3 protein-coding genes are annotated in these 12,485 nt (G+C 75.3%); all 3 read right to left on the bottom strand.

Annotation, left to right across the window (positions count from 1 at the left end; translation table 11 throughout):
- Positions 1–6,092 (bottom strand): type I polyketide synthase (locus tag AB0D48_RS36305; RefSeq protein WP_362407263.1); only part of this gene is annotated, 6,092 nt, incomplete at its 3' end.
- Between the two features lie 119 nt (positions 6,093–6,211).
- Positions 6,212–11,287 carry a type I polyketide synthase gene (locus tag AB0D48_RS36300; protein WP_362407260.1) on the bottom strand — a complete coding sequence of 1,692 codons (5,076 nt, stop codon included), beginning with the start codon at positions 11,285–11,287 and terminating at the stop codon, positions 6,212–6,214.
- A gap of 32 nt (positions 11,288–11,319) precedes the next feature.
- Positions 11,320–12,485 (bottom strand): acyltransferase domain-containing protein (locus AB0D48_RS36295; protein ID WP_362407257.1); only part of this gene is annotated, 1,166 nt, incomplete at its 5' end.

Raw genomic sequence — 12,485 nt, 5'->3', positions numbered from 1 at the left:
TTCGACGCACCGTCCTGGTTCAGCGCCGAGCCCCGCACCGTCGCCAGTACCGGGTGCCCGTTGCGCCGCGCGTCGGAGAGCCGCTCCAGGAGCAGCATTCCGGCGCCCTCGCCCCAGCCCGTCCCGTCGGCGCCCGCACCGAAGGACTTGCACCGGCCGTCGGGCGCGAGGCCGCGCTGCCGGCTGAACTCGACGAAGACCTCGGGCGTGGCCATGACCGCGACTCCGCCGGCCAGGGCGAGGGAGCACTCCCCCGACCTGAGCGCCTGCGCCGCCATGTGCAGCGCGACCAGCGAGGACGAGCACGCCGTGTCGACGGTGACGGCCGGCCCCTCGAGGCCGAACACGTACGAGACGCGCCCGGAGGCGATCGCTCCGGTGCTGTTGTTGGCGGCGTAGTCGTGGTACATCATCCCGGCGTAGCAGCCGGTCATGCTGCCGCGCAGGGTCTCCGGGTCGATCCCGGCCCGCTCGAACACTTCCCAGGCCGTCTCCAGCAGCAGGAACTGCTGCGGATCCATGACGGCCGCCTCGTTGGGACTGATCCCGAAGAAGGCCGGGTCGAACTCGCCCGCCTCGTGCAGGAAGCCGCCTTCGCGGGCGTAGCTGGTGTGGGGCCGCTCGGCGGTCGGGTCGTAGACGCGGTCGAGGTCCCAGCCGCGGTTGGCCGGGAAGCCGGAGACGGCGTCGACGCCGTCGGCGACCAGCTGCCACAGGTCCTCGGGGGTGCGTACGCCGCCGGGGTAGCGGCAGGCCATGGCGACGATCACGATCGGGTCGTCGTCGACGGCACCGGACCGGACCGCGGTGGCGGCCGCGCGGCCCTGCTGCCCTTCTGCGCCGTCGAGTTCGTCGAGGAGGTGGCGGGCGAGGGCGCGCGGGTTGGGGTAGTCGAAGGCGAGGGTCGCGGGCAGCCGGACGTCGGCGGCGGCGCTGACGGCGTTGCGGAACTCGACCGCGGTCAGCGAGTCGAAGCCGAGCTCGCTGAACGCCCGCGTCTCGTCGACCGCGTGCGCCCCCGGATATCCGAGGGTGACGGCGACCTGGGTACGGACCAGGTCGAGCAGGACGGCCGTGCGCTCCTCCCGGTCCAGTCCGGCCAGCCGGCCCCGCAGGGCCCCGGCCGCCTCGGGGGCCGACACCGCGCTCCTGCGTGCCCGTACGCGGACCAGGCCGCGGAAGAGCGCCGGCAGGGCCTCGCCCGCCTCGGCGAGGGTGCGTACGTCGAGGCGGATCGGCACGACGACCGGGCTGTCCACGGTCAGGGCCCGGTCGAAGAGGTCCACGCCGTACTCGGCGGTGAGCGCGCCGATGCCGGTCCGGCTCATCCGCTGGAGGTCGGCGTCGGTCAGGGAGCCGGACATGCCGCTCGCCCACAGGCCCCAGGCGAGGGACTGGGCGGGCAGGCCGTGGGCGCGCCGGTGGGTGGCGAGTCCGTCGAGCAGGGCGTTCGCCGCACCGTAGTTGCCCTGGCCGGGCACGCCCAGGACGCCGGTGGCGGAGGAGAACAGCACGAAGGCCGACAGCTCCAGGTCCCGGGTCAGTTCGTGCAGGTGGAGCGCCGCGTCGGCCTTGGCGCCGAGGACGGTGTCCAGGCTCTGCGGGGTCAGCGAGGCGATGAGCGCGTCGTCGAGCACGCCTGCGAGGTGGACCACGCCGGTGAGCGGTACGCCGGCGATCAGCGCGGCGAGGGCGTCGCGGTCCCCCGCGTCGCAGGCGGCGATGGTGGCGTCGGCGCCGAGGCCGCGCAGTTCGGCGCGGAGTTCGACCGCTCCGGGGGCGTCCGTACCGCGCCGGGAGACCAGCAGGAGGCTCCGTACGCCGTGGGCGCGGACGAGTTGCCGGGCCACCAGACGGCCGAGCGCACCGGTCGCGCCGGTGACCAGGACGGTGCCGTTGCCGAAGTCGGGCCGGACGCGCCGCTCGGGGTCGTCGGTGAGGCGGGCCAGACGGGCGCCGTGGACGGTCGTGTCCCGTACGAGGGTCTGGGGCTCGTCGGCGGCCACCGCGGCGGCGGCCTCCCGCACGTCGGCGAGGTCGGAGAGGTCGGTGAGGAGGAAGCGGCCCGGGTTCTCGGCCTGTGCGGAACGCACCAGGCCCCAGACGGCCGCTCCGGCCAGGTCGGTGACGTCCTCACCGGGCTGGGCCACGGCCCCGGAGGTCGCGACGAGCAGCCGCGAGGCGGCGTACCGCTCGTCGGCGAGCCAGCTCTGCAGGACGGCGAGCACCCTGGCGGTGGCGGCGCGCACCGAGGCCGGGTCCGACCCGGGCAGGGAACGCAGGATGACGCTCTCCGGTACGGGCCCGTCGGCGGGCAGGGTGTCCCAGTCGGCCGGTGCGGCCGCCGGGGCGGCGGGAGCGGGGAGGGCGGTCCAGTCGAGGGCGAAGAGGGATTCGTGGGCGACGGCGCGGGCGGCGGCGAGCTGCTCGGCGGAGACCTCGCGCAGGACGAGGGAGTCCACGGACAGCACCGGCCGGCCCGTCTCGTCACCGACGGAGAGGGCGATGGCGCCCGCGCCGTCGGGTGCGATCCGGACCCGCAGCCGGGTGGCGCCGGAGGCGTGCAGCCGCACGCCCGTCCAGACGAACGGCAGGACCGGGCCCTGGGCATCGGCGAACAGGTCGGTGAAGACGGAGCCGTGCAGCGAGGCGTCCAGGAGGGCGGGGTGCAGGCCGAAGGCGGCGGCGTCGGCGTGGGCCCGCTCCGGCAGGGCGACCTCGGCGTACACCTCGGTCCCGGCGGCCCAGGCGGCCGTGAGACCGCGGAAGGCCGGCCCGTACGGGAGGCCGGCCGCGGCCAGTGCCTCGTACACGCCGTCCGTCCCGACCGGGGTGGCGGCGGCGGGCGGCCAGGCGCCCAGCCCGGGGGCGTCGGAAGACGGGTCCGCGGTGGTGGCGGGGGCCAGGACGCCGGCCGCGTGCAGGGTCCACGGCTGGTCGGGCTGGTCGTCCCGGCGCGAGTGGACGCTGACCGGGCGCCGCCCGGAGGCGTCCGCGGCGCCGACCTCGACCTGGAGGGCGACGGCGCCGCGCTCGGGAAGGACGAGGGGCGCCTGGAGCATGAGCTCTTCGAGCAGTTCGCAGCCGACCTGGTCGCCGGCCCGGACGGCGAGCTCCACGAATCCGGTACCGGGAAAGACCACGGAGTCGCCGACGACGTGGTCGGCGAGCCAGGGCTGGGCCGATGTCGAGACCCTGCCGGTCAGGACCACGCCGCCGGAGTCGGCGAGGGAGACCACGGCGCCGAGCAGCGGGTGTCCGGCGACGGCCAGTCCGGCTGCCGAGAGGTCGCCGAGGGCTCCGGTCCCCTCGACCCAGTAGCGGGTGCGCTGGAAGGCGTAGGTGGGCAGGTCGACGCGGCAGGTGCCGGTCCCGGCGTAGAAGGCCTCCCAGTCGACGGCCGTACCGGAGGCGTACAGCTGGGCCACTGCGGTGACCAGGGCCTCGGGCTCGGGACGGTTGCGGCGCAGGGCCGGTACGAGGACCGCCTGCCCGGAGTCGGCGCTCTGCTGGGCGAGTCCGGTGAGGATGCCGTCGGGGCCGATCTCCAGGAAGCGGGTCACTCCCTCCTGCTCCAGGGCGCGGACGGCGTCGGCGAAGCGGACGGCTTCGCGGACCTGGGAGACCCAGTAGTCCGGGGACTGCCACCGGGCGCCGGAGCGGTCGCCGGTCACGGTGGACACGACCGCGATGCGCGGCTCTTCGTACGTCAGCTCCTGCGCGACGGCCCGGAAGGCGTCGAGCATCGGCTCCATGAGGGACGAGTGGAAGGCGTGCGAGACGGCGAGACGGCTGGCCTTGCGGCCGGCCGCGGTGAAGTGCGCGCCGACCGCGAGGACGGCGGCCTCGTCGCCCGAAACGACCACGGATTCGGGCCCGTTGACGGCGGCGACGCCCACCCCGTCGGTGAGCAGCGGGAGAATTTCCTCCTCGGTGGCCTGGACGGCGAGCATTGCACCACCGGCGGGCAGTGCCTGCATCAGGCTGCCCCGGGCCACCACCAGCCGGGCCGCGTCCGCCAGGGACAGCACCCCGGCGGCGTGGGCGGCGGCCAGCTCGCCGATCGAATGCCCGGCCACCACGTCGGGCGCGACGCCCCAGGCCTCGACCAGCCGGAACAGGGCCACTTCCAGGGCGAAGAGGGCGGGCTGGGTGATCGCGGTGGCGTTCAGGGCCTCCGCGTCCCCGCCCCACACCACCTCGCGCAGGGACCGGCCCAGGTGGGGGTCGACCTCCGCGCACACGGCGTCGAAGGCCTCGGCGAACACCGGGAACGACGCGTACAACTCCCGCCCCATCCCCAGCCGCTGCGCGCCCTGTCCCGTGAACAGGAAAGCAGTCGAGCCCTTGGCCACCACTCCGCTCACCACACCCGGGTGCGGCCGCCCCTCGGCCAGCGCGGCGAGACCGGCGAGCGCGCCGTCCCGGCCGTCCGCCAGGACGACGGCGCGGTGGTCGAGTGCCGCGCGGCTCGTGGCCAGCGAGTAGGCCAGGTCCGCCGAGGGGAGCTCCGGCGCGGCCGTGACGTGGGCGTGCACCCGGCCCGCCTGGGCGGCGAGTGCCTGGGCGTCGCGGCCGGAGAGCGGCCACGGCAGGACGGCGGGCAGCGGTACGACGGCGGCGGCGGACGGCTCCTGCGGCGCCTCGGCCGCATCGGCGGGGCCGGCGGGCCCCGCGGCCTCGGCCCGCTCCTCGGCGGGCGCTTCCTCCAGGATGACGTGGGCGTTGGTGCCGCTGACCCCGAACGCGGAGACGCCGGCCCGGCGCGGCCGGTCCTCGGCGCGCTCCCACGCTCGGGATTCGGCCAGCAGCCGGACCTGGCCCGCGGTCCAGTCGACATGGCTCGACGGTTCGTCGACGTGCAGGGTCTGCGGCAGCACTCTGTTCCGCAGGGCCATGACCATCTTGATGACGCTGCCGACGCCGGCGGCGGCCTGGGCGTGCCCGAGGTTGGACTTGATGGAACCGAGCCACAGCGGCTGCCCTTCGGGGCGGTCCTGCCCGTAGGTGGCCAGCAGTGCCTGCGCCTCGATGGGGTCGCCCAGTGTCGTACCGGTGCCGTGGCCCTCGACGACGTCGACCTGGGTGGCCGGGATCCGGGCGTTGGCGAGCGCCTGGCGGATGACCCGCTGCTGGGCCCGGCCGTTGGGGGCGGTCAGGCCGTTGCTGGCGCCGTCCTGGTTGACGGCGCTGCCGCGTACGACGGCCAGCACGGGGTGGCCGTGGCGCCGCGCGTCCGCCAGCCGTTCGAGTACGAGCATGCCCGCGCCCTCGGACCAGCCGGTGCCGTCGGCCGCTTCGGCGAAGGCCTTGCAGCGGCCGTCGGGGGCGAGGCCGCGCTGCCGGCTGAAGGCGATGAACGGTGACGGCGTGGACATCACCATGACGCCGCCGGCGAGGGCCAGCGAGCATTCCCGCTGCCTGAGCGCCTGGGCGGCCAGGTGGAGGGAGACGAGGGAGGAGGAGCAGGCCGTGTCGACGGTGACCGCGGGGCCTTCGAGACCCAGGGTGTAGGAGATCCGGCCGGATATGACCGCGGCCGCGTTGGCCGTGGTCATGTAGGCCTCGGCGACCTCGCCCGCCGCGCCGATCAGGTACTCGTAGTCCTGGATCCCGGAGCCCGCGAACACGCCGACGGGCTTGCCGCGCAGCGAGACCGGGTCGATCCCGGCCCGCTCGATCGCCTCCCAGGACACCTCCAGCAGCAGCCGTTGCTGCGGGTCCATGGTCAGCGCCTCGTTGGGGCTGATCCCGAAGAAGCCCGCGTCGAAACCGGCGACGTCCTGGACGAAGCCGCCCTCGTGGACGTAGCTGCTGCCGGACCCGGCGGTCTCCGGCTCGTCACCGCGGAGCCCGGCGAGGTCCCAGCCGCGGTCGGTGGGGAAGGTGGTGATGGCGTCCCGGCCCTCGGCCACGAGCCGCCACAGGTCGTCCGGGGTGCTGATGCCTCCCGGGTAGCGGCAGCTCATCGCCACGATGGCGATGGGCTCGTGGTCCTGGTTCTCGACCTCCTGAAGCCTGCGGCGGGTCTGGTGCAGATCCGCCGTGACCCGCTTGAGGTAGTCGAGAAGCCTTGCGTCGTCATTGGACATCTTGGTCCCACCGAGTCCTTGTTCATGCCGTGAGGTCGAGTCGGGTCGCAGTTCGCGGGTCGCGGACCGGATCGCGGATCGGGCCGTTGACCGGCCCGTCGAGCGGGCCGCGCGGTCGGTCAGGTGAGGCCGAGTTCGTTGTCGATGAAGGCGAAGACGTCGTCGGCGGAGGCGGATTCCAGCTGCTCGCCGATGCCGTGCGCGCCGCCGGCCGTCGCGTCGAGGGTTCCGGTCAGCCGGGCCAGCAGGCTCTGCAGGCGGGCGGTGATGCGGGTGGCCTCGATCTCCTCCGCGGCGAGCGCCGCGGCGGCCTCTTCGAGCCGGTCCAGCTGGGCCAGTACGGGCAGTTCACCGGCGCTGTCGTCCTGGCAGAGCTCGGACCACAGGTGGGCCGCGAGCGCCCCGGGGCTCGGGTGGTCGTAGATCATGCTGGTGGGCAGCGGGCGGCCGGTGGCCGCGACCAGCCTCGTCCGCAGGTCGACCGCGGCGACCGAATCGAAGCCGAGGTCGGTGAAGCCGCGGTCGGGGGCGACCTCGGCCGGGTCCTCGTAGCCGAGCAGCGCGGCCACGTGCGTACGGACCAGGTCGAGCAGAGCCGCCCGCTGTTCGGCCGGGGCCAGGCCGGCCAGCCGGCCGCCGAGGTCCGTGCCGTCCCCGCCGCCGGCCGGTGCCCGGTCGGGGGCGAGAGCGGCTCGCGCCTCGGGCAGCGCGTCGAGGAGGGGGCGCGGCCGGGCGAGTGCGTAGGTGGGGGCGAAGCGCTCCCAGTCGAACGCGGCGACCACGGCGTGCGAGGCTCCGCCGGCCAGGATGCGGCGCAGGGCGCCGACGGCCAGTTCGGGCCGCATTGCGGGCGCTCCGATGCGCCGCATGACGGCGGCCAGTTCGGCGTCGACCATGCCGCCGTCCCAGGAGCCCCAGGCCACGGAGGTGGCGGCGAGGCCGCGGGCGCGGCGCCGGTGGGCGAGGCCGTCGAGGTAGGCGTTCGCGCTGCCGTAGGCGGACTGTCCGGCGCTGCCCCATACGGCGGCCCCGGAGGAGAAGAGGACGAAGGCGTCCAGCGGGGTGTCCGCGAGGAGTTCGTCGAGGTGCCGGGCTCCGAGGACCTTGGCTGAGGCCACGCCGGCGAGGTCGGTGAGGGTGAGTTCGCCCAGGGGCGCGATGCGCTGCGGCAGCCCGGCGGCGTGGACGACGGCGGTGAGGTCCGGGAGTCCGGCGAGGAGGCTGCGTACGGCTTCACGGTCGGCGATGTCGCAGGCTTCGACGGAGACCCGTACCCCCGACTCGCGTATCTCCTCGGCCAGTTCCGCCGCGCCCGGGGCGTCGGGTCCGCGCCGGCCGACCAGGACGACGTGCTCGGCGCCGTCGGCGGCGAGCATGCGGGCCACGTGGGCGCCGAGCCCGCCGGTGCCGCCGGTGACCAGGACCGTGCCGCGGGGCCGCCACGGCCCGGCCGGGTCGGGCTGGGCGGGGCGCACCAGACGGCGGGCGTACGTGCCTTCGGGGCGGACGGCGACCTGGTCCTCGCCGGTGGCTCCGGAGAGGGTGTCGCAGACCCGCTGCGCCACCCGTTCCGTACCTGCCCCGTCGGTCCCGGCCGGGTCGGTGCCGGCCCGGTCGGTGCCTGCCGGGTCGGTGCCGGCCGGGTCGGTGCCGGCCGGGTCGGTGCCGGCCGGGTCGGTGCCGGCCGGGAGGTCGACGAGGCCGCCCCAGGTGCCGGGGCTCTCCAGGGCGAGGGCCGCGCCGAGGCCCCAGACGGCGGCCTGCGCGGGATGCACGGGCCGGGCCGCCGCGTCGGCGTCGTCCGTGGCCACGGCTCCCCGGGTCAGGCACCACACCGGGGCGGTGACCTCGCGGGCCGCCAGCTCCTGGAGCAGGGCGACGGTGTCCGCGAGGCCCTGGGAGAGCTCGGGGTGGCCGGGGTGAGGGGTGTCGTCCAGGGCGAGCAGGCTCAGTACCCCGGCCGGGTCTGCGGGGAGCTGCTCCGGGAGTACGGGGTGCCCCGTGCCGCGGGTCTCCCGCAGGACGGGCGCGGCGCCGCGCGTGGTGAGGGCGTCCGCGAGCAGGACGGCGAGGGGGCTCTGCCCGGCGGTGTGGAGTACGAGCCAGTCGCCGTCGAGCGGGGCGGGCGGCGCGGGGTCGGCGACCGGGGCCCAGGCGACGCGGTAGCGCAGGGCGTCGACGGCGCCGGCCTCGCGGCGGCCGGCCCGCCAGGTGGTGAGGGCGGGCAGTACGGGGGCGAGCGCGGCGGGGTCGAGCCCCAGGCGGTCGGCGAGTCCGGCGGTGTCCTCGCGCTCCACGGCCTCCCAGAACTGAGCCTCCCCCGGGTCCGCCCCGGCGGGCCCGGGGGAGGCGGCCGCGCCGGGCTGCGCCTGCGCCTGTGCCCAGAAGTTCCGTCGCTGGAAGGCGTAGGTGGGCAGGTCCACGCGGTGCGGGCGGGGTCCGGCGGACGCGGTGAAGTAGGCGGCCCAGTCGACGTGGACCCCGCGGGTGTGGGCGAGGGCGACGGCTCCGGCCAGTTCGCGCTCCTCACCGCGGCCGCGGCGCAGGACGGCGGTGAACACCGGCTGGTTCTCCCCGTCCCCGTCCGGGCCCCCGGCCTCCGTGGCGGCGAGGCAGTCGGGGCCGAGCGGGGTGAGCGCGGCGTCGGGGCCGAGCTCCAGGAAGGTGTGGACGCCCTTGTCCGCGAGGAGCCGTACGGCGTCACAGAACCGGACCGTCGCGCGGACGTGGCGCACCCAGTAGTCGGCGGAGGCCAGGTCGTCGGCGCCGGCGAGCTCGCCGGTGACGGTCGAGACGATCGGCACGCGGGCGGTGCCGTACGCGATGCTCTCGGCGACGGAGCGGAACTCGGCGAGCATCGGCTCCATGAGCGGCGAGTGGAAGGCGTGCGACACGGCGAGGCGCTTGGTCTTGCGCCCCAGGGCGGCGAAGTGCTCGGCGACGGCCAGCACGTCCGCCTCCTCGCCCGAAACGACCACGGAGCACGGACCGTTGAGCGCCGCGATGCCGGTGGCGGCGGTGAGGAGCGGCTCCACCTCGTCCTCGGTCGCCTCGATCGCGGCCATCGCGCCGCCCTGCGGGAGCCCGCGCATCAGCCGGCCGCGGGCCGCGACGAGGCGGGCGGCGTCGGGGAGCGTGAGCACGCCGCTGACGTGGGCGGCGGCCAGTTCGCCGATCGAGTGGCCGGCGAGGAAATCGGGCCGGATCCCCCAGGACTCGATGAGCCGGTAGAGGGCCACCTCGCAGGCGAACAGGGCGGGCTGGGCGCGGCCCGTGTCGGCGAGCAGCGCGCTGTCCTCGCCCCACATGGTGTCGCGCAGGGGGGAGTCGAGGTGCTCGTCGAGGGCGGCGACCGCCGCGTCGAAGGCGCGGGCGAACACCGGGTGGGCGGCGTGCAGTTCACGTCCCATGCCGAGCCGCTGGGCGCCCTGTCCCGTGAACAGTACGGCCGACAGCGCGTCGGGGCGGGCGGTCCCGGTGACCGTGCCGGGCGCGGGGAGGGCGGGGTGGGCGGCCAGGCCGCGCAGGGACCGGGCCAGCTCCTCGTGGGTGCCGGCGACGACCACGGCGCGGTGTTCGAGCGCGGCCCTGGTGGTGGCCAGGGACCAGGCGGTGTCGGCGAGGGGGTGGAGCGGGTGGGCGTCCACGTGGTCGGCGAGGCGGGCGGCCTGCGCGGCGAGGGCTTCGCGCCGCCGCGCGGAGACGAGGAACGGCAGGTGGCGGGGGGTGTCCTGGACCTCGCCGACGGGCTCGGCGCTCACGGAGCCGGATGCGGTCCGGGTCCCGGCCTCGGTCCCGGCCTCGGTCCCGGTCCCGGCCCCGATCTCGGGCTCAGCCTCGGGCTCGGGGGCCTCCTCCACGATGACGTGGACGTTCGTGCCGCTCAGGCCGAAGGACGACACCCCGGCGCGCTTGGCGCGGCCGCGGTCCGGCCAGGCGATCGGCTCGGTCAGCAGGCGTACGCTGCCCGCGCTCCAGTCGACGTTGGGACTCGGCTCGTCCACGTGCAGGGTGCGCGGCAGCACGCCGTGGCGCATGGCCTGCACCATTTTGATGACTCCGCCGACACCGGCGGCGGCCTGGGAGTGGCCGATGTTCGACTTGAACGATCCCAGCCACAGCGGCTGGCCGGCGGGCCGTTCTCGTCCGTAAGCGGCGATCAGGGCCTGTGCTTCGATGGGGTCGCCGAGCGTGGTTCCGGTGCCGTGCGCCTCGACGGCGTCGACGTCGGCGGCGGTCAGCCGTCCCGAGGCGAGTGCCTGCTGGATGACCCGCTGCTGGGAAGGCCCGTTGGGCGCGGTGAGGCCGTTGGAGGCGCCGTCGGAGTTCATCGCCGAACCGCGGACGACGGCGAGGACCGGGTGGCCGTTGCGCCGTGCGTCGGAGAGCCGTTCGACGAGGACCATGCCCGCGCCCTCGGACCACGTGGTGCCGTCGGCGGCCGCCGCGAAGGACTTGCACCGCCCGTCGGGGGCGAGGCCCCGGTCCTGGCTGAAACCGACGAACGAGTCCGGGCTCGCCATCACGGTCACCCCGCCGGCGAGCGCCATCGTGCACTCCCCGGTCCGTACCGACTGGACGGCGAGGTGGAGGGCGACGAGCGAGGAGGAGCAGGCGGTGTCCACGGTGACCGCGGGGCCCTCCAGGCCCAGCGAGTAGGCGACGCGCCCGGAGGCCACGCTGGCCAGCCCGCCGGTACCGCCGCCGCCCGGGTAGTCGTGGTACACCACACCGGCGAACACGCCCGTGCGGCTGCCCTTCAGGGAGGTGGGGTCGATGCCGGCCCGCTCGATCGCCTCCCAGGACACCTCCAGCAGCAGGCGCTGCTGCGGGTCGGTGTCGCGGGCCTCGCGCGGGCTGATCTTGAAGAAGTCGGCGTCGAACTCGCCCGCGTCGTGGAGGAACCCGCCTTCCCGGCAGTACGTCTTGCCGGGCGTCGCCGGCTCCGGGTCGTACAGGGCTTCCGTGTCCCAGCCGCGGCCGTCCGGGAAGAGCGAGACCGCGTCCCGCCCGGCGTCCACCAGGTGCCACAGGTCCTCGGGCGAGGCGATGCCGCCCGGGAAGCGGCATCCCATCGCGACGATGGCGACGGGCTCGTGGTGCAGTTCCTCGGCCTCCCGCAACTGGCGCCGGGTGCGCTGGAGTTCCGTCGTGGCGCGCTTGAGATAGTCCCGGAGCTTCTCGTCGTTGCTCATCGAACCTCAACCAATCTAGAGCTGATCGCTGGCTAGGAGATGCCGAATTCGCTGTCGAGCACGTCGAACAGCTCCTCGTCGGTGACCGTTTCGAAGTCGGGGCCGTCGTCCGCCGGTCCGGCGCCCCGTGCGTCGCGCCAGCGGCGTACGACGGCCTCCAGCCGGGCGGTGATCGCGTCGGCGCGGGCGCCGATGACCTCGGTGTCCCCGCCGGTGGCGGGGAATCCGGTGAGCACGGCCTCGATGCGGTCGAGTTCGGCCAGCGCGGCGGCTGCCGGGTCACCGCCCACGGGCTCGGTCTCCATCTGCTCGCCGAGGTAGGCGGCGGCGGCCCGGGGCGTGGGGTAGTCGAAGATCAGGGTGGCGGGCAGGTCGCATCCGCTCGCAGCGGTGAGCCGCTTGCGCAGTTCCACGGAGGCCAGCGAGTCGAAGCCCATGTCGCGGAAGGCGAGATCGGCTTCCACTGCGGTGGCGGAGGGGTATCCGAGGACGACCGCGACGTGCGTACGCACCAGCGCCAGCAGGATCCGGCCGCTCTCGGCGGCCCCGACCCCGTCGAGCTGGGCCCGCAGGGCCTCGGCGGCCTCCCGGGACTCCTCTGCCGAGGGGACCTCGTGGGCGACCTGGGCGACGGGGCCCGCTGTGGAACCCGCGGCGTCGACCCAGTAGCGGGTGCGCTGGAAAGGGTAGGTCGGCAGCTCGGCGAGCCGGGCTCCGGTGCCGGCGTAGTACGCCTCCCAGTCGACGCGCACGCCGGCCACGTGCAGCTGGGCGAGGGCGGTGACCAGGGCCTCGGGCTCGGGGCGGTTCCTGCGCAGTGCCGGTACGAGCACGGCGTGGGCGCTCTCGTCGCCGTCGAGGCTCTGGCTCGCGAGGCCGGTGAGGATCCCGTCGGGTCCGATCTCCAGGAAGCGGGTGACGCCCTCCTGCTCCAGCGCACGCACGGCGTCCGCGAAACGGACGGCCGCACGGACCTGGCCGGCCCAGTACTCGGGCGACTGCCAGTCCGCACCGGGACGGTCACCCGTCACCGTCGAGACGGCCGCGATCCGCGGCTCACCGTACGTCAACTCCCCTGCGATCGAACGGAACTCGTCGAGCACCGGATCCATGAGCGACGAGTGGAAGGCGTGCGAGACGGCCAGACGGCTCGTCTTGCGACCGGTCGCCGCGAAACGCTCGCCGAGCGCGAGGACCG

It is taken from the genome of Streptomyces sp. NPDC048269, from assembly GCF_040652395.1.
GTDB lineage: Bacteria > Actinomycetota > Actinomycetes > Streptomycetales > Streptomycetaceae > Streptomyces.
This window is presented reverse-complemented; position numbering and strand designations above follow the sequence as displayed.

Coding starts and splice junctions, on each gene's coding strand:
- AB0D48_RS36300 (WP_362407260.1), bottom strand. CDS start 11,287: ATGAGCAACGACGAGAAGCTCCGGGACTATCTCAAGCGCGCCACGACG.